Here is a 24,777-nt window from a genome sequence, read left to right as displayed (position 1 = left end):
GTGCTTGCGGTCATTGCGGTTGACCGCTTGTCTTTAAGCTTCCAGCTCGCAGCTTGAAGCTTGTAACTTAATGCTGCCCGGAGGGCCACGTATGAGTTATGTGATCGACCGACGTCTCAATGGCAAGAATAAAAGCACGGTGAACCGCCAGCGCTTCCTGCGGCGTTACCGTGATCACATTAAAAAAGCAGTCGAAGAAGCCGTCAGCCGCCGTTCCATCACCGACATGGAACACGGCGAACAAATCAGCATCCCCGGTCGGGATATCGATGAACCGGTTCTGCATCATGGTCGCGGCGGCAAACAAACCGTTGTCCACCCCGGCAATAAAGAATTTACCACCGGCGAGCACATTGCCAGGCCTCAAGGTGGCGGTGGCGGGAAAGGGCCTGGCAAGGCGAGCAATTCCGGCGAAGGCTCCGATGAGTTCGTGTTCCAGATCAGCCAGGAAGAATTTCTCGAGTTCATGTTCGAAGACCTTGAGCTTCCCAACCTGGTAAAGCGCAACCTAACCGGTACCGACACGTTTAAAACCGTGCGGGCGGGCATCAGCAACGAAGGTAACCCGTCGCGCATCAACATCATCCGCACCCTGCGGTCTGCCCATGCACGGCGCATCGCACTCTCTGGCAGCAGCCGTGCTAAATTGCGTGAATCAATCACCGAGCTGGAACGCATGAAGCGTGAAGAGCCGGACAATTTCGGCGATATTCGCGACTTGGAAGCTGAAATAGAACGGTTGAAAACCCGTATCCACCGGGTCCCTTATCTGGACACTTTCGATCTCAAATACAACCTGCTGGTCAAACAGCCGAGCCCCAGCTCCAAAGCCGTCATGTTTTGCCTAATGGATGTTTCCGGCTCCATGACTCAAGCGACCAAGGACATCGCTAAACGTTTTTTCATTCTGTTGTATCTATTCCTCAAGCGTAACTACGACAAAATCGAAGTCGTGTTCATTCGCCACCACACCAGCGCCCGCGAAGTGGATGAAGAGGAGTTTTTTTACTCACGAGAAACCGGCGGCACCATTGTTTCCAGCGCACTGAAACTGATGCAGGAAATCATGGCCGAGCGCTACCCCACCAACGAATGGAACATTTACGCGGCCCAGGCTTCCGACGGCGATAACTGGAACGACGACTCACCGATCTGTCGCGACATCTTGGTCAAGCAGATCATGCCCTTCGTGCAGTACTACACTTACGTGGAAATTACCCCACGCGAACATCAGGCGCTGTGGTTCGAATATGAACGTATCAGCGACGAATTCCCCGACACGTTTGCCCAGCAACAGCTGGTATCTGCCGGTGATATCTATCCGGTATTCCGAGAACTCTTCCAGCGCAGGTTAGTGACATGACCGCTAGAGAGCAGAAGCGTCAACCGCTGTCCACGGGTTCAGAATGGACGTTCGAGCTGATCCAGGCCTACGACCGGGAAATCAGCCGCATTGCCGAACGTTATGCGCTGGACACTTACCCCAACCAGATCGAGGTGATCACTGCCGAGCAGATGATGGACGCTTATGCGTCTGTCGGCATGCCGCTGGGCTATCACCATTGGTCCTACGGCAAACACTTCCTCAGTACCGAGAAGTCCTACAGCCGAGGCCAAATGGGCCTGGCGTACGAGATCGTGATCAACTCCGATCCCTGCATCGCTTACTTGATGGAAGAGAACACCATCTGCATGCAGGCATTGGTGGTGGCACACGCCTGTTACGGGCATAACAGCTTCTTCAAGGGCAATTACCTGTTCCGCACCTGGACGGACGCCAGTTCGATTATTGATTATCTGGTGTTCGCCAAGCAGTACATCATGCAGTGCGAGGAACGCCATGGCATTGATGCAGTGGAAGATTTACTGGATTCCTGCCACGCACTGATGAACTACGGAGTTGACCGATACAAACGTCCCTATCCGATTTCTGCCGAGGAAGAACGCCGTCGGCAGAAAGACCGTGAGGAACATTTGCAGAAGCAGATCAACGATCTGTGGCGCACCATTCCGAAAAGCGCAGATAAAAATAGCGACAAGGATAATGCTCGCTTCCCCGTCGAACCTCAGGAAAACATCCTCTATTTCATCGAAAAACACGCGCCACTGCTTGAACCGTGGCAGCGTGAAGTGGTGCGGATCGTTCGCAAAATTGCGCAGTATTTTTACCCACAGCGTCAGACTCAGGTCATGAACGAGGGCTGGGCAACCTTCTGGCACTACACGCTAATGAATGATCTCTACGATGAAGGCCTCGTCACCGATGGTTTCATGATGGAGTTCCTGACGTCGCACACCAGCGTTGTTTATCAGCCCGGCTTCGATAGCCCCTACTACAGCGGTATCAATCCTTACACCCTAGGGTTCGCAATGTACCGGGATATTCGACGCATTTGCGAGCATCCCACAGATGAAGACCGGCACTGGTTTCCGGACATCGCTGGCAGCGATTGGCTGGCCACGATCAAATTCGCCATGAGCAGCTTCAAGGACGAGAGTTTTATCCTGCAGTACCTGTCGCCCAAGGTGATTCGCGACCTCAAGCTGTTCAGCATCATGGACGACGATCAGAAGGATGACCTGCTGGTTCCGGCCATTCATAACGAACCCGGCTACAAGACGATTCGTGAAACCTTGGCAGCTCAATACAACTTGGGAAATCGCGAACCTAACATACAGATTTACAGCATTGATCGGCGCGGTGACCGCTCGCTGACGCTACGTCATCAGCAGCACGACCGTAAACCGCTGGGCGACTCCACTGACGAGGTGCTCAAACACCTGCACCGCTTATGGGGCTTTGATATTCACCTGGAGACGTTACAAGGCGATCAGATCATGAAAACCCATCACGTCCCACCGAGAGGCGAACACGCCGATAGTGAATATCCCCGGCTCGATTTGGCGGTCGTTCACCTATAAGACTTGAGTTGCGAGCTTCAGGCGCCAAGCCTCAAGCGTGTAGCTCGCTCTTTTCACTTTTGCCTCCGTAAGTAACGACTCAAAGGTTTATCCTGTCGCGCTTACGGAGGTTTTTTATGCAGATTTATAAAGTAGGGGGCGCGGTGCGGGATCGCCTTCTCGGTAAAGCGGTCGCCGACATTGACTGGGTCGTCATCGGGGCCACTGCCGATGAAATGCTTGCTGGCGGGTATCGCCCGGTTGGCTCGGACTTTCCAGTGTTCTTGCATCCCAAGACCGGGGAGGAATACGCCCTCGCCCGCACTGAACGCAAAAGCGGCGTTGGCTACGGCGGCTTCACCTTTCATGCGAGCCCCGAGGTCACACTTGAAGAAGACTTAGTCCGTCGCGACTTGACCATTAACGCGATTGCCGAAGATGGCGAAGGGAATTTAACTGACCCTTACCACGGCCAAGAAGACCTAAAAGCCCGTATTTTACGCCACGTTTCTCCGGCATTCGCCGAAGATCCATTGCGGGTACTGCGTGTCGCTCGCTTCGCAGCACGTTACGCCCCAGACGGTTTCACCATAGCGCCCGACACCTTGTTACTGATGCGACAGCTCAGTGAGTCGGGCGAATTGCAGGCATTGACGGCGGAGCGTAGCTGGAAAGAAATCTCCCGCGCGCTGATGGAAAATCAGCCACAGGTGTTCATTCGGGTATTGCGCGAATGCGGCGCACTGGAGGTGCTATTTCCTGAGGTAGATGCGCTATTCGGCGTACCGCAGCCAGCCGCTCATCACCCCGAAATCGATACCGGCGAGCATATTCTTAGCGTCCTTGAACAGTCGGCTGCTCACCAACAGCCGTTGAGCGTGCGCTGGGCTTGTCTCCTGCATGACGTGGGCAAAGGGCTGACACCCGAGAGCGAATGGCCACGGCATATTGCGCACGAACACACCGGGCTGCGCCTGATAAAAGCCGTGAACACCCGCTTCAAAGTGCCGCGCGATTGCCAGGAGCTGGCGCTGCTGGTCGGTCAGTACCACACCCATGGTCACCGAGCCCTTGAGCTAAAGGCTTCAACCTTGCTTGAGCTGCTGCAAAGCTTCGATATCTACCGTCGGCCACAGCGCTTTGAGGAGTTTATTGCCGCCTGCGAGATGGATGCGCGAGGTCGCCTGGGGTTCGAGCAGCGCGACTATCCGCAGGCGGACTATCTGCGCGGTGCCGCTGACGCAGCGCGAAGGGTGACTGCGCAGCCGTTGCGTGATCAGGGTTTTGAAGGGCCGCAGCTGGGTGAAGCACTAAAGCGTGAACGCCTGAACGCAGTCAAAGCCTACAAAAGCTCTCAAAATCTGTAGAAGCCCACGTTTTGGCGAGACGGTTTATTTGAAACAAAACGCCGCCTATTCGCCAACAAGTTGGTTCCTACAGGGTGTTGTCAGACGAATCAGGGGGTCAATTGCTGCCCGCGCCACTCAAACGAAACAGGCGCTAATGCCTGGTCGATATTCGCCTCTCGCCACAACGCCTCTAGCGTCTTGTTGACACCCGGGTGCACACGCTCCGGCGCTATCAACGACAGTGGCCATAGCACAAATGCATTTTTGAGGATTTCCGCACGAGGCAGAATCAAACCATCGAAATTGCCGACCAGCTCACCAAAAAGCAGCACGTCGATGTCCAGTGGCAAGCCCTTGCGCTCAGGGGCATAACGGCCATTGTCCGCCTCGATGAATTTCAAACGACGGTCCAATTCCATCAGCGGCAGATCGGTATACGCCGTAACCACCAGATTGAAAAATGGACCGCTTTTGATCCCCACAGGCTGGCTTTCAAACACCGGGGAACAGGTCATGCCCTGCAAAAAACTGTCGAGTGCCTCAAGCCCTGCGTGCAGGTTTTTTTCACGCTCGATATTGCTACCGAGGCCAAGGAATATCTGAGTTAGCGGCATCCGCGCTCGATCTCCACGCCCACACCAGACGCTGCCGAAACGGCGCCGGGCTTGGTCAATTTGAGGTGCATCCAAGGGATTTGAAACTCACTCATCAGCACCTCAGTAAGACGCTCGGCGAACGTCTCCACCAACTGAAATTGTGCCTGCTCGGCGAAGGCCTGTATTCGCGCTGAAACGCTGGCGTAGTCGAGCGCCTTGCTGAGGTCATCACCTGCCGCAGCAGGCCGATTGTCCCAGGCGAAGCTCAGGTCGAGACGCAGGCATTGGCGAATGCCACGCTCCCAGTCGTAGGCGCCGATGACCGTATCGACTTCCAGACCCTCGATAAAAACTCTGTCCAAGCACTGTTCTCCGCTGCACGACAAGGGCGCGATGCGCCGTTAGAATCAGGGCAAACTCGCCCGGAGTGGTTTGCATGTTTTGGTTACTGGCGATTCTCGCCTACCTGCTTGGCTCACTGTCCTTCGCCATCTGGCTCAGCCAACTCACCGGCAGCCCAGACCCCCGCGCCAGTGGTTCGGGTAACGCCGGCGCGACCAACATGTTGCGCCTGGCGGGGAAAAAACTTGCGGTTTTAACTCTCATCGGCGACCTGTGCAAAGGCTTGCTGGCGGTTCTCGCTGCCAAACTGCTAGGGCTCGACCTGCAAGAACAAGCATGGATAGGACTGTGTGCGGTACTCGGTCATCTTTTTCCGGTGTACTTCCGCTTTCGCGGCGGAAAGGGCGTTGCTACAGCTGTCGGCATGTTGCTGGGACTCTATCCACCCGCCGCAGCCCTCGCGATATGCGCCTGGCTGCTGGTAGTGTTCCTGACCCGTACCAGCTCACTCGCCGCGCTGATCGCGCTCCCACTGACCTTGCCGGTACTGGCATGGCAGGAGCCGCAAGCGCTGCTCCCAATGAGCTTCCTGACCGTGCTCATCGTATGGCGCCATCGCGGTAATTTACGCGACCTGCTTGCAGGGCGCGAACGGCATTTCTGAATGTGTCGGATGAACCGGGCTCATGCCAACCCCCTCACAAACCCGTCAACTGCTCCATTGGCCACCGCGCCTGCACGCTGATGCTCAAATCCTCTTTTTGCCCAGCCTGTAAACGCTGGCACCCGGCGAACGCAATCATCGCGCCGTTATCGGTGCAGAACTCAGGCCGCGCATAGAACACCTCGCCATGAAGCTCGCCCAGCATTTTCTCCAGCGACACGCGCAATGCCTTGTTGGCACTCACGCCGCCAGCGATGACCAGCCGCTTTAGACCCGCCTGCTTGAGGGCTCGTTTGCACTTGATGGTCAAAGTCTCTACCACCGCATGCTGGAAGGCCAGGGAGATGTCGCAACGGGTTTGCTCACCGTCGTCCCCAGCGCTTTGGCGTTGCTGCCAAGTGTTCAGGGCGGAGGTTTTCAAACCACTGAAACTGAAATCCAGCCCCGGCCGATCGGTCATGGGCCGCGGAAATACAAACCGCCCCGGCACACCCTGACTGGCCAGCCGCGCGATTTCCGGACCGCCTGGGTAATGCAGACCCATCATCTTCGCGGTCTTGTCGAACGCCTCACCCGCAGCATCGTCCAGCGTCTCGCCCATCAGCTCGTACAGGCCAATGCCGTCCACCCGAACCAACTGGGTATGACCGCCCGACACCAACAACGCGACGAACGGAAATTCCGGCGGTCGCTCTTCCAGCATGGGTGCCAGCAGGTGTCCTTCCATGTGGTGCACGCCCAAGGCGGGAATGTCCCAGGCAAACGCCAGCGCCTGAGCGCAAGAAGCGCCCACCAAAAGAGCGCCCACCAGACCCGGACCTGCCGTATAGGCAATGGCATCGATATCGGTCGCCACACAGTCGGCGTCAGCCAATACCTGACGGATTAATGGCAGCATTCGCTTGACGTGATCCCTCGACGCCAGCTCGGGCACAACGCCACCGTAGGCGCGATGCAAATCAATCTGGCTAAATAATGCGTCAGCCAGCAGACCTTTTTCACTGTGGTAAAGTGCGACACCCGTTTCATCGCACGATGTCTCTAATCCCAGTACTAGCATGGGTTTGCGCCTTGTAGAGGCTGAATTGAAGGGGCGCATAATAAGCGTCGCTCCAAGCGCCGACCAGCGCTTTTCGATCAGAGGCTTTGCATTCCTCTCAATGAGGGGTTAACATCCGCAACCCTTAAAAACCGACGTACTTAAGTGCAGTTTTGCACCAGACGTTGACCCCGGTAATGAAAGAAGGTAGCTCTGGATGCCAGCCGTCAAAGTTAAAGAGAACGAACCCTTCGACGTAGCTCTGCGTCGTTTCAAGCGCTCCTGCGAAAAAGCCGGTGTTCTGGCTGAAGTTCGTAGCCGCGAATTTTACGAGAAGCCGACTTCTGAGCGTAAGCGTAAAGCAGCAGCCGCTGTTAAGCGTCACGCCAAGAAAGTACAGCGCGAACAGCGCCGCGCCGTTCGTCTGTATTAATTTACAGACAACCGTCGCAAGCTTCTGCCACGCCCGGCCTTCAAAGCCGGGCTGCCGGCAGTTGCATAACAAGCCTCATGCTTCACTGACAGAGGCTGTCTAAGCCGCAGGTGCATGCCAACTGCGACTCAGACAAATCCCGTCAAGACACGTCAGCTCTGATTTCCGACAAGGATTCAGGTTGTATTGATCACGTCTACACTGACGACGACCAATGCACATGACGAGCACGCCTAATTGATCTTCGTAAGGAGTTCAATCAGGCAGCGTCTCCCAATGTCAGCTTAGTGAACACACTGGCCCGCAATGGCCGCTGTTGTTACGTTTTAGTTTCGCCACGATTTTTCTGGCGGGCAGTCTGATGATGAGAACGCCATGGCAGGGCTAATTCCCCAAAGCTTCATTGACGACCTTCTGAACCGCACCGACATTGTCGATGTTGTCAGCTCACGTCTACAATTGAAGAAAGCCGGGAAGAACTACAGCGCCTGCTGCCCGTTCCACAAAGAAAAAACCCCATCGTTCAGTGTCAGCCCCGACAAACAGTTTTATTACTGCTTTGGCTGTGGCGCAGGCGGCAATGCATTGGGCTTCATGATGGACCACGACAACCTGGATTTTCCTCAGGCCGTCGAAGAACTTGCTAAAGCCGCCGGCATGGAAGTGCCGCGCGAACAGAGCGTCAAAGGGCAAAAGCCTCGTCAGCCGACCGACTCACCGCTTTACCCTCTGCTAACGGCGGCCGCCGAATTTTATCGTCAGGCCTTGAAAAGCCATCCGACGCGCAAAGCCGCCGTGGATTATTTGAAAGGTCGCGGCCTGTCCGGTGAAATCGCTCGCGATTTCGGCCTTGGCTTTGCTCCACCCGGCTGGGACAACCTGCACAAACACTTGAGCAGTGACACGCTTCAGCAGAAGACCATGATCGATGCGGGCCTGCTGATCGAAAATGCCGAGACCGGCAAACGCTACGACCGCTTTCGTGACCGCGTGATGTTTCCCATCCGCGACAGTCGCGGACGCGTCATCGCTTTTGGCGGCCGGGTATTGGGCGATGACAAGCCCAAGTACTTGAACTCACCGGAAACACCTGTATTTCATAAAGGACAGGAGCTGTACGGCCTTTATGAAGCACGGAAGTACAGTCGTAACCTTGATGAAATAATCGTCGTCGAGGGCTACATGGACGTCATCGCCCTCGCCCAACAAGGCTTGCGCAATGCCGTTGCTACGCTTGGCACCGCGACCAGCGAAGACCACTTGAAAAAGCTTTTCCGGGTCGTGCCTAACGTACTGTTTTGTTTTGATGGCGACCAGGCAGGCCGTAATGCCGCTTGGCGAGCGCTAGAGGCAGCACTGCCCAGCTTGCAGGATGGACGCCGGGCGCGTTTTTTATTTCTGCCCGAAGGTGAAGATCCAGACACGCTGGTCCGCTCCGAAGGGACAGACGCGTTCAAGGCGCGAATCAATCAGCATGCACAACCGCTGGCTGACTATTTTTTCGAGCAGCTGACCAAAGAGGCCGATCCGCGCTCGCTGGAGGGGAAAGCCCACATGGCAACCCTGGCCGCGCCGCTGATCGACAAGGTACCGGGCGCAAACTTAAAAACGCTCATGCGTCAGCGCCTGACTGAAATTACCGGGCTCAACACTGAGGCCATGCATCAACTGGTACAGAGCGCGCCGCAAGAAGCACCTCCCAGTTATGACCCGAACATCGATTACGACGCTATACCGGATTACGCTGACTTTCAGCCAGCCAGCACTTATGACGCTCAACCTGACTGGACCAAGAAAGCCGGCGGTCAGAAAAAGTGGGAAAAGAAACCTTGGGACAAGAAGGGTAAACGACCCGACTTCGAACCCCGAGGCCCTCGTACGCCAGCGACGGTAGAACCGCCGACACTCACCGCATTGAGAACACTTCTGCATCATCCGCAACTGGCCGAGAAAGTCGAAGATGCCAGCCACTTTGCTGCAGAAGATCATATTTACGCGCAATTACTGGTCGCTCTGCTGGAAGCACTGCAGAAAAATCCGAAGCTGCGTTCACTTCAATTGATTGCGCGTTGGCATGGCACAGAACAAGGCCGACTGTTACGCGCATTAGCAGAGAAAGAATGGCTGATTGAGGCCGATAACCTTGAACAACAGTTTTTCGACACTATAACTAGCTTATCCGCCCGCCAACGCGAGCGCAGCCTGGAACATCTGATCAGGAAAGCACGGCAATCCGAACTGAGCGCAGAAGAGAAAGTTCAGCTACGTGATCTATTAATTCGTAATGTTCCTGCACAAAACCCGACCTCAACTGGCGCGTGAGGTCATAGCTCGGGTATAATCCTCGGCTTGTTTTTTGCCCGCCAAGACCTTCAGTGGATAGGGTGTTATGTCCGGAAAAGCGCAACAGCAGTCTCGCCTCAAAGAGTTGATTACCCGAGGTCGTGAGCAGGGTTACCTGACTTACGCGGAGGTCAACGACCACCTGCCCGAAGATATTTCAGATCCGGAGCAAGTGGAAGACATCATCCGCATGATTAACGACATGGGGATCAACGTATTCGAGAGTGCCCCGGATGCGGATGCACTCCTGTTGGCTCAAGCTGACACCGATGAGGCGGCCGCAGAAGAAGCGGCCGCAGCATTGGCGGCAGTTGAGACCGACATTGGTCGCACCACCGACCCCGTGCGCATGTATATGCGTGAAATGGGTACGGTCGAGCTTCTGACCCGTGAAGGCGAAATTGAAATCGCCAAGCGTATTGAAGAAGGCATCCGCGAAGTGATGGGCGCAATTGCGCACTTCCCTGGCACGGTTGACCATATTCTTTCCGAGTACACACGTGTCACGACCGAAGGTGGACGCCTTTCTGACGTTCTGAGCGGTTATATCGACCCGGACGACGGCATCGCGGCTCCCGCCGAGGTCCCACCTCCTGTAGATCCCAAAGCGGCGAAGCCAGAAGGCGACGACGAAGAGGAAGAAAAGGAAGAGGGAGCAACCGAGGAAGAGGAAGAAGTCGAAAGCGGCCCTGACCCGATCATCGCAGCAGCGCGCTTCGGTGCGGTTTCCGATCAAATGGAAATCGCCCGTAAAGCGCTGAAAAAGCATGGTCGTGGCAGCAAGCAGGCTACTGCCGAACTCATCGAGTTGGCCATCCTGTTCATGCCGATCAAACTGGTTCCTAAACAGTTTGAAGGTTTGGTCGAGCGTGTTCGCAGTGCACTAGAGCGCTTGCGTGCTCAAGAGCGAGCGATCATGCAGCTGTGCGTACGTGATGCACGTATGCCTCGCGCCGATTTCCTTCGCATGTTCCCGGGCAACGAAGTCGACGAGAGCTGGACCGACGCACTGGCTAAAGGCAAAAGCAAATATGCTGAAGCCATTGGCCGTCTGCAAGTCGATATCCAGCGCTGCCAGCAGAAGCTGACCGCACTCGAAACCGAAACAGGTTTGAAGATTTCCGAGATCAAGGACATCAACCGTCGCATGTCGATCGGTGAGGCCAAGGCCCGCCGCGCGAAGAAAGAGATGGTTGAAGCGAACTTGCGTCTGGTGATCTCAATCGCCAAGAAGTACACAAACCGTGGCCTGCAATTCCTCGATCTGATCCAGGAAGGCAATATCGGTTTGATGAAAGCGGTGGACAAGTTCGAATACCGTCGTGGTTACAAGTTCTCGACTTATGCCACCTGGTGGATCCGTCAGGCGATCACTCGCTCGATCGCCGACCAGGCCCGCACCATCCGTATTCCGGTGCACATGATCGAGACGATCAACAAGCTCAACCGTATTTCCCGGCAGATGTTGCAGGAAATGGGTCGCGAACCGACCCCGGAAGAGCTGGGCGAACGCATGGAAATGCCTGAGGATAAAATCCGCAAGGTATTGAAGATCGCTAAAGAGCCGATCTCCATGGAAACGCCAATTGGTGATGACGAAGATTCGCACTTGGGTGACTTCATCGAAGACTCGACTATGCAGTCGCCAATCGATGTTGCCACGGTCGAAAGCCTCAAAGAAGCGACGCGCGAAGTGCTCTCGGGCCTTACCGCTCGCGAAGCCAAAGTACTGCGTATGCGCTTCGGCATCGACATGAATACTGACCACACGCTGGAAGAGGTTGGTAAACAGTTTGACGTAACGCGTGAGCGAATCCGTCAAATCGAAGCCAAGGCACTGCGCAAGCTGCGGCACCCGACGCGAAGCGAGCACCTGCGCTCGTTCCTCGACGAGTAAGTAGACAGGCAACACCAAACCCCCGGCTTGCCGGGGGTTTTGCGTTATGCAGAATTAACTTTTCGTGCGCCTTCTTACCGGCTTGGGCCCGACTACACTCGTCTCACTCCTGACTGCCTGGATTGAGAACGCCATGTCACGACTGTCGGCCGTTATTTTTCTCTACATGATTGGCACGACGGTAACGGCTAACGCGCTGACGCTTTCAGATGAGGAGCGAAACTGGCTTGGCTCACACAAGGAACTTCGTCTGGGCGTCAACGGTACATGGCCGCCATTCGAGTTTCTCGACGCACAAGGTGACCACAGAGGGCTCGCGTCGGAATATGTAGCGCTCATTGAAAAACGCCTTTCCATAACGTTTAAGCCCGTTACGTCAGAGAATTGGAGTCAGGTACTCAATAGAGCCAAAGCGGGCGACATCGATCTATTGCCCGGTGTTATGTCAACGCCAGAGCGGCAGCGATACTTGTCATTTACCCTTCCCTACCTCGATTTCCCGATTGTTATCCTCGCTCACGAACACCGGATGCACCCGCACAACGTAAAAGAGTTACACGACCTGAAGATTGCCGTCGTTAAAAACGGTGCTCCCCATGAACTGCTTCGCACACAACACCCCGAACTTAATCTGATTCCCTTCCCCAACGTCAGCTCTGCCCTGCAGGCCTTGGCCACAGACGAGGTTGACGCGATAGTGGGTGATCTGGCGTCCAGCGTCTGGAGCCTGCGCCAGCTCAAACTGGACGGCATTTATGTCAGCGGCGAGACGCCCTATCGTTATCAACTGGCTATGGCCGTTCCGCAAAGCCAGCAAATATTGGTCGGCATTTTGAACAAGGTGTTCGCTGAGCTAAGCCCTTCGGAAGTTGATGCCATCCAAGAGCGCTGGGTCGGAAGTTCATTTGATCACCCCCAGTTTTGGCAGGATTTTCTGTTCTATGGCCTTCCCGGCCTGTTGTTACTCTCTACCGTACTGGCAGTGGTCATTCGCATCAATCGCCGATTGAGCACAGAGATCGACCGGCGGGTCACGCTTGAACAAGACCTGCGAACCAGCGAATACCATTATCGAGGCCTCATTGAGAGTCTTTCAGCCATCGCGTGGGAAGCCAATGTCAGTGATTACACGTACAGCTACGTTTCGCCTCACGCGGTAGCCTTGCTTGGCTACCCACTGGCTCAATGGCTGAACCCCGGCTTTTGGCGAAGCATTGTTCACCCCGTCGACATACTCCAAGCGGAGCGATTCTGCGACCAGCAAACCCGCCTCGGCCGTGGCCATAGCCTCGACTACCGGGTGTTTCGCGCCGACGGTAAAGTCATCTGGGTCCGCGATATCGTCAGTTTGATCCACCACGACCAAACCATGGTAAAGCGCGGTTTGATGATCGACATTAGTGAAACCAAGCAAACCGAAGATGCCCTTCGCCTGTCCGAAGGAAAATTCGCCTCGGTATTCACGCAATGCCCTGACATTCTGCTAATCGCTCGGCTGTCCGACGGCTGCGTGCTCGAAGCGAACAAGGCATTTGAAGAGCAGATTGGGCTTAATGCAGACCAGATCATTGGTCGAGCCGCTACCGACCTGAACATTTGGGGAATACCCGGTATTGGTCCGAGCCTGCTCACGCGCTTGCAAAGCGGCAGCATTCGCAACCTGGAAATGCCTTTTCGGCGGGTCGATGGCCGTATGTTCACCGGCCTGATTTCAGCCGAAACCTTTGATCTGGACTCGACGCCGGCACTGGTGGTGGTGGTGCGCGATATCAGTCCGCTTAAAGAAGCCCAGCAACAGCTGCAAATTTCAGAGGAAAAATTCGCCAAAGCCTTTCACTCGTCCCCGGACGGAATGCTCATCACCCGTCAGAGCGACGGCCTATTAATTGAGGTCAACGACGGTTTTACTCGACTTACCGGTTATATCAGCGCGATGTCCCTCGACAACTCGACCATCGACCTTGGCATCTGGGTGGATTTGAAAGAGCGTGATCAGATGATCAAACTGCTCAAGCGCGACGGCTTCGTGCGCGACTTCATCAGCCATATCCGTCGCAGGGATGGTCAGATCAGGTTGTGCGAAGTTTCCGCCAGACCATTACCGATTGGCGGTGAAGAATGCATGCTGACCATTGCTCGGGACATCACCGAGCGCCAGCAAATGCAGGAGAAGCTGCAACTGGCAGCCACCGTATTTGAAAGCACCGCTGAAGGGGTATTGATCACCGACACCCAGCAACGCATCAACGCGGTCAATCGCGCCTTTTCGGAAATCACCGGCTACAGCGAACAAGAAGCTCTCGGCCAGACGCCGCGACTGCTTGCCTCAGGCCAGCATGACAGCGCGTTTTATGCCGCCATGTGGTACCAGCTCAACGCCGAAGGGCATTGGCAGGGAGAAATCAGTAATCGTCGTAAGGACGGCGAGCTTTACCCCAGTTGGTTGACCATCAGCGCAGTGCGTAACCCGGAGCAGGTTATTACGCACTTCGTCGCCGTGTTCGCGGACATCTCCAGCCTTAAACACGCCCAAGCGAGCCTCGACTATCAGGCGCATCACGACCCACTCACCGGCCTCCCCAATCGCACCCTGTTCGAAAGCCGCTTGCAAACCGCGCTCGGCCACAGCCACGATGCCATTGGCCAAGGCGCCGTTCTATTTCTTGATCTGGACCGCTTCAAACACATCAATGACAGCCTGGGTCATCCGGTGGGCGATCTGTTGCTCAAAGGCATTGCCCTACGCCTCAAAGAGCAACTACGCGACGTTGATACCGTCTCACGGCTGGGTGGCGATGAGTTCATCATTCTGTTGCCCGGCCTGCTGCATGCCAATGACGCAGAAACCGTCGCGAACAAGCTTTTGGCTGGCTTCAACGCACCGTTTCAAGCGGGCGAACATGAGTTTTTCATCAGCGCAAGCATCGGCACGTGCCTGTTCCCTGCGGACGGCTCCGACGTTGCGACGCTGATCAAAAATGCCGACGCCGCCATGTACCGCTCCAAAGCCAAGGGCCGCAACCGGGTAGAACGCTATACCCGTGATCTGACCTCTCAGGCCAGCGAGCGGATTGCACTGGAACATGAACTCAGACGCGCCATTGAGCGCAACCAACTGAGCCTTTACTACCAGCCGAAACTCAGCCTGATATCACAACGCTTGGTCGGCGCCGAAGCGCTCATCCGCTGGCGTCACCCCACGTTCGGCGACGTCCCACCCGAACACTTCATCCCGCTGGCCGAAGAAAACGGCACGATCATGCAAATCGGCGACTGGGTACTTGAACAAGCCTGCCGCCAGCTGTGCGAGTGGAACAAAACCTACCAACCGTTTGGCCCTCTCTCGGTGAACCTGGCGGGCGCGCAATTGCGCCAACCCAATCTCCTGCGTCGCATCGAACAGCTGCTTAAAGAATGCGACCTACGCCCCGGCTGCCTGCAGCTGGAAATCACCGAAAACTTCATCATGAGCCAAGCCGAAGAAGCCCTGGCCGTGCTGCACAAACTAAAGAAAATCGGCGTGCAACTTGCCATCGACGACTTCGGCACCGGCTATTCATCGCTCAGCTACCTCAAACGCCTGCCGCTGGATATCCTCAAAATCGACCAGTCATTTGTCCGAGGCCTACCCGACGACCCCCACGACGCTGCCATCGTGCGCGCAATCATCGCCCTGGGCCGCAGCATGCAACTGACCGTGATTGCTGAGGGTGTTGAAACGATTGAGCAGCAACAATTCCTGACCCTTGAGGGATGTGAGCAGATCCAAGGCTTCATCGTCAGCCAGCCCCTCCGCGCCGAAGAATTCTGCGCGAGGTTTCTTCTTATGAACGTTTCGGACTTTTCGGATAGCACAGCCGAGAAACCATCGCTATAATCCGCGACCTACTGAGGGCCTATAGCTCAGTTGGTTAGAGCAGGGGACTCATAATCCCTTGGTCGTAGGTTCGAGTCCTACTGGGCCCACCATCTTCAAGGCCACGTCTTACGTGGCCTTCGTCGTTTCTGGCGTTCGCTGAATCTGAGCGGAAAAACCGTAAAGAACGCAAAACGTCCACAAAACGTCCACACTTGAAAATTCTCACGCGGAAAAAACTTCCAAATTTTCGAGGCGCTCACCACTTTTCGGTTCTTCTTTTTCACCCCCCATGTAAAAGGCAAAGCTGCCTTCAATAAATCCTCAAGAACTTTAGCAATCGGTACCGACCGGTTCTTACTCGACTTCATTTTGGTGTAGTGCACCAGTCCATGGCGCACCTGGGCGCATGCAGAGTCTGCTACGGCAATGGCTGCGCAAAAAATGGCTTACGCCTAATTAACGTAAGCCATTTTTTATTCGTTTCTCCCATCAATCCAGCAAGCGTCGAGAAGATGTCAGTGCTACCCCAGTAACGCATGCTTGAGCACTGAATCCGTTGTGGTCTGATAGTGACTGGACAGCAGCTCACAGGCCTTGTCGATGTCTTTGGCCAGCACTGCGTCCATCAACTGACGGTGTTCGTTGGGCACATCGCGTGCGCTGCTGTCGGCGTAGTGCATCGACAAAAAACGATAGCGGGCCGTCTGATCTCTCAAGGACGAGCACAGGCGCAGCAGCGTGGGCGAGTTGCAACTGGAGATCAGCGCCTGATGAAAAACTTCGTGAGCGTTTTCCCATTCGGGCTTGAGCAGTCGCTCCGGGCCTTCAACCATCGTCAGACGATCCAGTCGATGGTGGGCCGCAAGAACGCGGCTCTCCCACTCCACATCGCCCTGACGAATCGAATCGGCCAGCGTCTTGCACTCAATGTGCAGTCGAGCGGCGGTGATGTCGGCAATTTCTGCCGCAGATATACGGCCGACACTGAAACCTTTTTGATCGGCCGCCGAGACGAAGCCGCTGCTCGCAAGGCGCGACAGCGCTTCACGCAACGGGATGACCCCACCCTCATAAGATTCTGCCAACTCCTTGAGGCGCAGGCGACTGCCTGGCGCTAACTGGCCGTTGATGATGTCCTGACGAATCCGGGCTTCCAACTGCGAAGCCATGGTGCGCTTTTCAGGGGGATCAGCCGATTGCCAGGTAATTAGAGGGGAATTCACGGTCGACTCCGTCTTCACATGTCTGTGCGGATAATACACAGGGCTGTTAATTTATCAAATTCCATAAAATATATATTTTATTGTTGACGATATATTTTTTTGGCTCTAGCTTTGTAACCACATAGTCGGTGCTGCCCTTCATGACCGACGCTTACTAAAACCAATAAGAGAAATCTTTCATGCGTTACGTTAGCTTCCTCAATCAAGGTCAACCTGTCCTAGGTGTCGTCACTGCAAGCGGCGTACGCGTACTGGGAACCGAATCTCTAGAATCGTTGTTAGCGCGCGGCGTCGATCTGAGCACCTACGGTGCCGACGCCAGCGGTGAATTGGTCAACATTGCTGAAGATGCGTATCTGCCATTGATGCAGCGTCCGACCAAAATTGTTTGCGTGGGCCTGAACTACGCCGACCACACGAAAGAGTCCCCTTACGCACAACCGACCTACCCGACATTATTCCCTCGTTGGAATTCCAGCCTTACGGCCCACAACAAGCCGCTGATTCGTCCGCGAATCTCCGACACCCTCGACTACGAAGGTGAAATGGCTGTGGTGCTTAAAAGCGGTGGGCGTCATATCTGCAAGGAAGACGCACTCGATCACGTCGCCGGTTATGCGCTTTTCAACGAAGGCTCGGTACGTGATTATCAATTCATTTCGCCCCAGTGGACTGTTGGCAAGAATTTCGATAACACGGGCGCATTCGGACCGATACTAGTAACGGCCGACGAGCTACCTGCCGGGGGCAAAGGCTTGTTGCTCGAAACGCGCGTCAACGGCAAGGTTGTACAGTCGGCCAATACCACGGACATGCTGTTCGACGTCGCCACAATCATCTCGACGCTGAGCGAAGCAGTAACGCTCGAAGCTGGCGACGTGATTGTCAGCGGCACCCCCGCCGGGGTCGGTTTTGGTATGAATCCGAAGGTCTACCTGAAAGCGGGTGATGTGGTCGAGGTATCGATCGAAGGCATCGGCAAACTAGTTAATCCAGTCATTGATGAAGTCTGATACCTAACACTGATTTGAACTCAGCTCAGGGCTGATATTGCCCTGCGCCCCACAATAAGAAAAATTTAATGGAGGCAATCATGAGCGTGTCCCATGGTGTGCATTCAATCGATCATTACGCGTTGAACGTTCCGTCACTGGCCGAAGCCTACCAATTCTTCAAAAGCTTCGGCCTCGATGTTCAACGTGAACCCAATCAACTCCTATTGAAAGCAATTGACGGCCATGTCTCGGCAAAAATATTCCCCGCCGCGTCCAAGTCGCTCGCGTATCTGAGTTTCAACTGCTACGAGCAGGATTTCAGCGCCATACGTCAGCAGATCGAAACCGCTGGTGGACGTTTTGCAGACCGTCCCGAACCAGGAATTTGGTTCCATGACCCTGACGGTAACCTGTTGCAGGTCAAGGTCGGCGAAAAAACCATGCCAAATCAAAAGTCCGATCACCAAAACACTATCACCCCGCCCAACCGCCGCGGCGCAACGACCCGCGACGCCATGGTACAAATCCGGCCTCGCCGCTTGTCCCATGTTCTGTTGTTCACTCCCAATGTGCTTGGCGCGCTGCATTTTTACGAGCAGGCCCTGGGCTTGAAGCTCTCAGACAAGTCGATGGACATCATCGCCTTCAGTCACGCACCCCACGGTTGTGACCACCATCTGGTGGCGTTCGCCAAGAGTAGTGCCAAGGGCTGGCACCACGCGGCATGGGAAGTGGACAGCATCGACGAAGTCGGCGCAGGCGCGTCGCAAATGGCGAAGGCGGGGCACACCAAGGGCTGGGGCACAGGTCGTCATTGCTTGGGCTCGAACTACTTTCACTACGTGCAGGATCCGTGGGGCTCGTTCTGCGAGTATTCGGCAGACATGGATTACATTAGCGAAGGCGTTGAATGGCCTGCCGGCGACTATCCGCCGGAAAACTCGCTGTACCTCTGGGGGCCAGACGTGCCGGACAACTTCATTTTCAATACTGAAGCGGATACCCCGGCACCTGCCTGAGTCGCTCGGCTCTTATTAAAAAATTGACACTCCTGCATTGCGCTAGCCTCCCCGCTCGCGCGACGGGTCCGGCCCTGCCCGGAAATCATTGCGAAGTACACGAGGCACAGATCATGAATCAGCAAACTACAGTCGATATTGCCATTGCCGGATACGGCCCAGTTGGCCAGACGCTGGCCATCCTGTTAGGCCAAATGGGCTACACGGTCGCCGTATTCGAACGCTGGCCCGCGCTATATCCGCTCCCGCGTGCAGTATTTTACGATCATGAAATTCGGCGAATCTTCCTCTCTATGGGACTTGGCGAGGAACTGGCAAAAATCTCTCAACCTTCAGCACGCTATCAGTGGTTCAACGCTGATTGGAAGGTCTTGGTAGAGATAGATTGGTCCGCCGAATCGATCAGTGACGGGCCGTTCGGTTACTTGTTCAATCAACCATTGTTGGAAGCTGCCCTGGACCGCAAAGCCAAAAGCATCGGCAATGTGCAAGTCCATCATGGTTGGGAAGCGACAGCGCTGAAACAAGATAACCACGGCTGCGACATGGTTCTTAATCGGGTTATTCGCCAAGACGGTAAGTTTTTACTCGGTGAAGAACAGCAAAGTGTTCGGGCGCGCTATGTGATCGGCGCCGACGGCGCCAACAGCTTCGTGCGCCAGTCGCTAGGCATTGAATGGCAGGATCTGGGCTTTCAGGAAGACTGGCTGGTGGTCGATCTGCAACCCAAGCCCGGTGTGCCACTGGATGTTCCGGATATCGGCCAGTGGTGCAACCCCGAACGCCCCACCACAATGGTTCCCGGCGGACCTGGTTATCGGCGTTGGGAGTTTATGCGTCTGCCCCACGAAGCCATTGAAGACCTTCAAGATACCGACAAGGTCTGGTCGTTGCTGTCGCGCTGGGTCACGCCGGACACTGCAACCTTGGTGCGCCACGCGGTCTACCAGTTTCGTTCGCGAATTGCCTCCAATTGGCACAGCGGTCGGGTGATGTTGGCTGGCGATGCGGCCCACGTGATGCCGCCGTTCATGGGCCAAGGTATGTGCTCGGGAATCCGCGACGCATGGAACCTATCCTGGCGGCTCGATTTGCTGATGCGCGGCTTGGCCGATGAAACGCTGTTGGACGGCTATACACTTGAGCGCAAACCGCAGATCCGCGCCGTTATAGAAGCGTCCATGGCGATGGGAAAAGTTGTCTGCGTATCAGACCCGGTCGAGGCGGCCGAGCGCGACGCGGCCTACCTGAGCGGTAATGTTGCGCCGCTGCCGCCGTTCCCGGGTTTGACCGATGGACTACTGCCAACGGCTGGCCCATTGCGCGGCACGCTTGGAGTGCATGGATCAATCGAGATCGGCGGGAAGGTCAGCCGCTATGACGACGTCATCGGACGCGGTTTTCACTTGCTGGTGAGTGGCGAGCTTGACCCTTTGGTGCTGCTCAGTTCGGAACAGTCGAGATTTATTAGCGACTACGATCTGAAGATCGTTCGACTTGCACAAACGGCGGACAGTAGCCAAGGCATCTATCGAGACGTCTCTGGAAAATACCTGCGATTCATGGCAGAGGCCGGACTCGAAGCCCTCATCGTGCGACCTGACTACTACTGCTATGGCGGCGTGGCAGCGTTGTCGGCGCTGCCACAATTAATCGACACCCTGCGCGATCAGCTACAAAGCAGCGGCCAGCAAACCCGTACCAACAACGACACAAAGACCTGTCACGCCTGACACCTGTTTTCCGGGGGCATGGATGCCCCGACCTCCCAAACTCTGACAACAAAAATAAGAGACAGATAATGATCAACATCAAGGTGAAAACGCTTGGTGCGGTTCTGGCCGCCTTTGCAACGCTTAACGCTCACGCCGCCCAGATCCCTGAGACAGGTGAAGGCACGGTATTTCGAAGCCTTTTTGGTGACACCTTGGAAAAGGATTATGGGGTTGAGGTTTCTGGCCTGTTTGACGTTGCTTACTCTCGTAACAATCGCTCGACCCATGCTGAGCGTCAGCAAGGCTTAAGCAATCTTCCTGTCGTTGGTTTCGCGGACGAGGGCCTGGAATGGGGGAGCTTGCATCTATTCATCGACAAGCCACTGAAGGGCAACATGGTGCCACGTATCACACCGTTGCCAGGGCCATCGCCGAGCGAAGCATCTTTCGGATTTACATTCGAATTGAACTACGGGCGTAATGCCCAATTCGCTCGCACTACAGGCTGGGACATGCACTGGGATGTCAACTCGCCTGGTGATACCAACCTTGCCAAGGCCCAGCGAGACAAACAAAAATTCCTCGCGATTCCCAACATCGCTGCCACCGCCTATCTGCCTTATGGTCCTGGTATCACGGCCATGGCTGGGATATTCGGACCGGCCATGGGCTATGAAATCCCGCCCAACATTCGCGCTGCTCGTAATCCGTTTGCGAGCAAGACCTATGCCTTCGTTAGCGAGCCGGGAACTGTCAGTGGCGTACTCCTTGGCACTCGCTTGTACAACGGCAAATCATCAATTCTCGGCGCCGAACTAGGGGTAGTCCAAGGGTGGAACAACCTGAGCGATAACAACAAACAGAAGTCGGTGATGGGGGCCTTGCGTTGGCGCACATCAGACATGCAAACCTGGGTCGACTATGAGTTCATCCTCGGCGATGAACAGAATGACACGTCCAACGACGTACAGGCTCCAACGTCGCGCCTGATATCGCCAGAAGGTCAGTTCAAACAACAACACTCGCTCAACGGCTGGCACCGCTTCGACTCAAACTGGTCGATGGGCGCCGAGGTCGTTTATGGCCATCAGGAGGGTGACGGCAAGGCAACAACCATCGACATCATTAACGGCCCTGGTTTTGATGGCGCCCATTGGTGGGGAGCCAACGCGGTACTCACCTATCAGCAACGCACGGATCTCTCCTACTCGGTACGAGCCGAGCATTTTGCCGATCCTGATGGGTTCATCCTGCTGCCGGTATCCACTGCTCGCGGCAATTTCAACTCCCTCACCACGGGCTTGCGCTATGACCTGAACAAGTACGTCTCGTTGCGCCCGGAAGTGCGTTACGACGTATTTGATGGCAATACAAACGATCACCCTTTTGGCGCAGGTCGCAACAGTACGCAGCTGACGGGTCTTGTTGAAGCGCTGTTTTATTTCTAAACCCTTGGCGGCCAAATTACCTAAGGCCGTTAATCTCAATTACATCTGAGTAGCAACCATGAATAACAATAAGCATGCGTGGGATGTGCGGTACGAGTTTACAGCGGTCGCCCTCTTGGCCTTAGGCTTCGGTCTTGTGGGGCTAGACCGATTCATCATCCTGCCGCTATTCCCGGTGATGATGAAAGACTTGGGCTTGAACTATCAGGACCTGGGGAACGTGACCGCAATACTCGGTTTGGCCTGGGGCATTTCTTCGATTTTCATGGGGCGGCTATCTGATCGTATCGGTCGGCGCAACGTGCTGATTCCAGCAGTACTGGTATTTTCACTTCTTGCGGGCCTCTCGGGCCTGGCGACCGGTATGGGCGGGTTATTGCTGATACGGGCGATTATGGGCATCTCCGAAGGCGCCTTTACTCCAACTGCGTTAGCGGCTACGGCGGAGTCGTCCCATCCGCGACGTCGGGGGATGAACATTGGCATTCAACAGGCGTTCTTTCCAATCCTGGGTCTTGGCCTTGCGCCAATTCTCGCCACCCAATTGCTAACGATAGTACCGTCCTGGCGCTGGGTGTTCATGATAGTTTCACTGCCAGGTTTCCTATTAGCATTGGCTATGTACTTTTACTTGCGGGAAACCCGAGCGATCACGCCCAAGAAATCTGGAATCAGTTCTGCAGTCAAGCACCCGAGCTGGCTGGATGCGCTGCGCTATCGCAACGTATTGCTGAACATTGTCGGCATGTTTTGCATGCTGACCTGCCTGTTTGTGATTAGCGTGATGATGCCTAACTACCTGATGGACTTTTTACACCTCCCAGTGCAGCAAATGGGCTTCGTCATGTCGGCCATCGGTTTGGGTGGTTTTCTCGGGCAATTGATCATGCCTGCCGTGTCGGACCGCATCGGTAGTAAACCAGTGGTTCTCGTATCATTCATCGCCACCGGTGTGTTTCTCTGGTGGCTGATGGGTACAGGCGCCGAACCGGTAAAGTTGTTCGCGCTACTGTTTCTGACGATTTTCTTCAACTTCAGCATGATCTGCATGACGGTCGGGCCACTCACCAGCGAGTCCGTTCCGGCCGCGCTGACGTCGACCGCTACAGGATTAGTAGTGGGAATTGGTGAGATTTTTGGCGGCGGGGTCGCTCCTGCTATTGCGGGATATATCGCTCAGCACCACGGGATCGAAAACACAATGTACCTGGCACTCGGTGCAGTGCTGGTTGGATTGCTAGTCGCAACATGTTTACGGGAAACCGCACCGGCCAAAGTGGCCGAGCCTCCCGTCGAAGGAATAGATCGTGCGTAAAAATCCGCTCTTCGCGAGATGAGCGCTATTGGGTTGCTGTCAACTTTCCACCTTGATGTGCAACCTTCAGGAACGCACGCACGGCACCACCAATTTCGTTGACGCGGCTAATGAGCAACAAGTCGGTGTGGGGTTCTATGTCTTCGAATGTCCGGTAGACCAGCCCGGGAATGTTTACCTGCATCAAGGGCGCGGGGACCATTGCTACCCCCATGCCGGCGGCAACTAACGCGAGCACGCTCAAGGTGCTGGTAGTGCGCTGAACCTTCGGCTCCCGCCCCAATGCGTTACGCAGACCGGCCAGCATGTATTCATCTGCTCCGTGATCGGCATAGATTATCAACGACTCCGCCCTCAACATCGGCACGCGCAATGTTGGCTGGTTCGCCAATGGATGGTCTTCAGGCAATGCAACCACCAGCGGCCAAGTCCCAATGCGCTCAAACAACAAAGCGTTATTTAGGGCCTGACCGCCATGACTTGGCGCATATCCCAGATCCAGCTGCCCGTTTTGTATCGCCTCGACCTGCTGCTGAGGCGCCAGCTCGCGCAAGATAATCTCAGCATCCGGATAAGCTTTGCTAAAGGCGCGAACGTCGGCCATCAACCGACCGCTGAACACGGCGTTGCCGGCAAAACCGATTCGCACACTACCTATCTCTCCACGTAGCGAGCGCTGCACCACCCGTTGCGCATGCGCTGCCTGATCAAGAGTGCGCTGTGCTTGGGCACGCAATAGTACTCCGGCTTCTGTGAGTTCCACGCGACGGCTCGTGCGCAAGAATAAAGCCCCCCCAAGTTCCTCTTCCAGGCCACGTATCTGCATGCTCAGGGCTGACTGAACAATATGCAGACGTTGAGCAGCCCGACCGAAATGCCCCTCCTCGGCGACGGCGAGAAAATAACGCAAATGACGCAAGTCCATAGGTCTCCTTATCCATCAGAAATAGTGATCAATCGTTCATATCAATCTATTTGAAGTTATCTGTCCAGAAGAAGAAGCTGACGCTCACATTCACCACCTGCCAAGGTCACCGCATGCAGACTTACCTAGAAGACCGCCTTCAAATTACCGACCTGATTACTGGCTGGATACATCGCGATTTGGGCCAATGGGACCAACTGGCGAACTTGGCCCATCCTGACGGAACCATCGAAATCACTTGGTTTGAAGGCCCGTTTGCCGAGTTCGTCGAAGGGTCAAAGCGCATGGGCAAGTCAGACTTGCGTACCAAGCATCTGATTGGCACGCCAGTGGTGAGCCTCAATGGCGACAAGGCCATTGTCGAAACCAACGCGGTGATCGTTGCCGATAACACCCGGCTGAACCTAGGTTGCAGTGCACACAACCGTTTCTATGACCTGGTCGAGAAGCGCCAAGGCTTGTGGAAGCTGGTCAAGCGTCAAAGCATCTATGACATGGCGAGCTTCACCTTCCCTCAAGGCTTAGTCGAGATTGACCATGAAACCGTGGCGCGCTACCCGCGTGAATATGCGCCGCTTGCCTACCTTCTGGAAAAAAGCGGCTTTGCGCCCAATCGGGTATTCGCCACGCGCGGCAGCGATCTGGAACTGACCATGCGAGCCGAGGCCAGCGCGTGGCTCGCTGACTGATAAGCCACTGTCACCGACATTACAA

General features: G+C 55.3%; 19 protein-coding genes and 1 tRNA gene. 15 read left to right on the top strand and 5 right to left on the bottom strand.

Translation table 11 applies throughout. The features are described 5' to 3' along the window. Positions 1–91 precede the first annotated feature (91 nt). From RHM59_RS19015 to RHM59_RS19005, 3 genes are all read left to right on the top strand, one after another. Positions 92–1,363, top strand: a complete 1,272-nt coding sequence (locus tag RHM59_RS19015) for a YeaH/YhbH family protein (protein WP_322166390.1) — start codon at positions 92–94, stop codon at positions 1,361–1,363. Continuing rightward, positions 1,360–2,922 carry a SpoVR family protein gene (locus tag RHM59_RS19010; RefSeq protein ID WP_322166391.1) on the top strand — a complete coding sequence of 521 codons (1,563 nt, stop codon included), beginning with the start codon at positions 1,360–1,362 and terminating at the stop codon, positions 2,920–2,922. Before RHM59_RS19015 ends, RHM59_RS19010 begins: the two co-directional genes overlap by 4 nt. A 116-nt stretch (positions 2,923–3,038) precedes the next feature. Next, positions 3,039–4,268: a multifunctional CCA addition/repair protein gene (locus RHM59_RS19005; protein ID WP_322166392.1), complete on the top strand. Its 1,230-nt coding sequence runs from the start codon at positions 3,039–3,041 to the stop codon at positions 4,266–4,268. 89 nt (positions 4,269–4,357) lie between these two features. On the opposite strand, the gene folK is transcribed toward RHM59_RS19005, so the two are convergent. Both folK and folB read right to left on the bottom strand, forming a co-directional pair. Beyond that, positions 4,358–4,864 carry a 2-amino-4-hydroxy-6-hydroxymethyldihydropteridine diphosphokinase gene (folK, locus tag RHM59_RS19000; RefSeq protein WP_322166393.1) on the bottom strand — a complete coding sequence of 169 codons (507 nt, stop codon included), beginning with the start codon at positions 4,862–4,864 and terminating at the stop codon, positions 4,358–4,360. After that, positions 4,855–5,208, bottom strand: coding sequence for a dihydroneopterin aldolase (gene folB, locus RHM59_RS18995; protein ID WP_322166394.1), 354 nt, complete (start codon positions 5,206–5,208; stop codon positions 4,855–4,857). Before folB ends, folK begins: the two co-directional genes overlap by 10 nt. Before the next feature lie 74 nt (positions 5,209–5,282). Here folB and plsY point away from each other — a divergent pair, with 74 nt between their 5' ends. After that, positions 5,283–5,852: a glycerol-3-phosphate 1-O-acyltransferase PlsY gene (plsY, locus tag RHM59_RS18990; RefSeq protein ID WP_322166395.1), complete on the top strand. Its 570-nt coding sequence runs from the start codon at positions 5,283–5,285 to the stop codon at positions 5,850–5,852. Between the two features lie 34 nt (positions 5,853–5,886). Here the strand turns inward: plsY and tsaD are convergent, their stop codons facing one another. Further along, the gene (tsaD, locus tag RHM59_RS18985; protein WP_322166396.1) at positions 5,887–6,912 is read right to left on the bottom strand and encodes a tRNA (adenosine(37)-N6)-threonylcarbamoyltransferase complex transferase subunit TsaD; all 1,026 of its coding nucleotides are present in this window, start codon (positions 6,910–6,912) and stop codon (positions 5,887–5,889) included. A gap of 196 nt (positions 6,913–7,108) precedes the next feature. Here tsaD and rpsU point away from each other — a divergent pair, with 196 nt between their 5' ends. The 5 genes from rpsU (at position 7,109) to RHM59_RS18960 (ending at position 15,533) form a co-directional block, all read left to right on the top strand. Then, positions 7,109–7,324 (top strand): 30S ribosomal protein S21, encoded by a 216-nt coding sequence (gene rpsU, locus RHM59_RS18980; protein ID WP_002551877.1) that lies wholly within the window; start codon positions 7,109–7,111, stop codon positions 7,322–7,324. Between the two features lie 375 nt (positions 7,325–7,699). After that, positions 7,700–9,646, top strand: a complete 1,947-nt coding sequence (dnaG, locus tag RHM59_RS18975; RefSeq protein ID WP_322285209.1) for a DNA primase — start codon at positions 7,700–7,702, stop codon at positions 9,644–9,646. A gap of 67 nt (positions 9,647–9,713) precedes the next feature. Beyond that, the gene (rpoD, locus tag RHM59_RS18970) at positions 9,714–11,564 is read left to right on the top strand and encodes an RNA polymerase sigma factor RpoD (protein WP_322166398.1); all 1,851 of its coding nucleotides are present in this window, start codon (positions 9,714–9,716) and stop codon (positions 11,562–11,564) included. A gap of 133 nt (positions 11,565–11,697) precedes the next feature. Then, positions 11,698–15,441, top strand: a complete 3,744-nt coding sequence (locus tag RHM59_RS18965; protein ID WP_322285208.1) for an EAL domain-containing protein — start codon at positions 11,698–11,700, stop codon at positions 15,439–15,441. Between the two features lie 15 nt (positions 15,442–15,456). Then, positions 15,457–15,533 (top strand) — tRNA-Ile (locus RHM59_RS18960). A gap of 411 nt (positions 15,534–15,944) precedes the next feature. On the opposite strand, the gene RHM59_RS18955 is transcribed toward RHM59_RS18960, so the two are convergent. Next, complete coding sequence (locus RHM59_RS18955) at positions 15,945–16,646, bottom strand: GntR family transcriptional regulator (protein WP_322166417.1); 702 nt, start codon at positions 16,644–16,646, stop codon at positions 15,945–15,947. A 179-nt stretch (positions 16,647–16,825) separates the two neighbouring features. On the opposite strand from RHM59_RS18955, the gene RHM59_RS18950 reads away from it, so the two are divergent. The 5 genes from RHM59_RS18950 to RHM59_RS18930 all read left to right on the top strand — a co-directional run bounded on the left by RHM59_RS18950 (position 16,826) and on the right by RHM59_RS18930 (position 23,138). Next, positions 16,826–17,659: a fumarylacetoacetate hydrolase family protein gene (locus RHM59_RS18950; protein WP_322166418.1), complete on the top strand. Its 834-nt coding sequence runs from the start codon at positions 16,826–16,828 to the stop codon at positions 17,657–17,659. An 80-nt stretch (positions 17,660–17,739) separates the two neighbouring features. After that, a complete protein-coding gene (locus RHM59_RS18945) occupies positions 17,740–18,660 on the top strand; it encodes a VOC family protein (protein ID WP_322184701.1) in 921 nt (306 codons plus the stop codon). A gap of 113 nt (positions 18,661–18,773) precedes the next feature. Further along, on the top strand, positions 18,774–20,393 hold the full coding sequence (locus RHM59_RS18940) for a bifunctional 3-(3-hydroxy-phenyl)propionate/3-hydroxycinnamic acid hydroxylase (RefSeq protein ID WP_322285207.1): 1,620 nt from the start codon (positions 18,774–18,776) through the stop codon (positions 20,391–20,393). Between the two features lie 68 nt (positions 20,394–20,461). Further along, the gene (locus tag RHM59_RS18935) at positions 20,462–21,823 is read left to right on the top strand and encodes an outer membrane beta-barrel protein (protein WP_322166421.1); all 1,362 of its coding nucleotides are present in this window, start codon (positions 20,462–20,464) and stop codon (positions 21,821–21,823) included. A 58-nt stretch (positions 21,824–21,881) separates the two neighbouring features. Further along, positions 21,882–23,138 (top strand): MFS transporter, encoded by a 1,257-nt coding sequence (locus RHM59_RS18930; protein WP_322285206.1) that lies wholly within the window; start codon positions 21,882–21,884, stop codon positions 23,136–23,138. A gap of 25 nt (positions 23,139–23,163) precedes the next feature. On the opposite strand, the gene RHM59_RS18925 is transcribed toward RHM59_RS18930, so the two are convergent. Next, the gene (locus tag RHM59_RS18925) at positions 23,164–24,063 is read right to left on the bottom strand and encodes a LysR substrate-binding domain-containing protein (protein ID WP_322285205.1); all 900 of its coding nucleotides are present in this window, start codon (positions 24,061–24,063) and stop codon (positions 23,164–23,166) included. A gap of 113 nt (positions 24,064–24,176) precedes the next feature. Here RHM59_RS18925 and RHM59_RS18920 point away from each other — a divergent pair, with 113 nt between their 5' ends. Next, positions 24,177–24,752, top strand: a complete 576-nt coding sequence (locus RHM59_RS18920; RefSeq protein WP_322166424.1) for a nuclear transport factor 2 family protein — start codon at positions 24,177–24,179, stop codon at positions 24,750–24,752. Positions 24,753–24,777 lie beyond the last annotated feature (25 nt).

The sequence above is a fragment of the Pseudomonas sp. MH10 genome, from assembly GCF_034353045.1.
In the GTDB taxonomy this organism is placed as follows: Bacteria; Pseudomonadota; Gammaproteobacteria; order Pseudomonadales; family Pseudomonadaceae; genus Aquipseudomonas.
The sequence above is the reverse complement of the archived record's forward strand: the minus strand, read 5'-3'. Positions and strand labels throughout refer to the sequence as shown.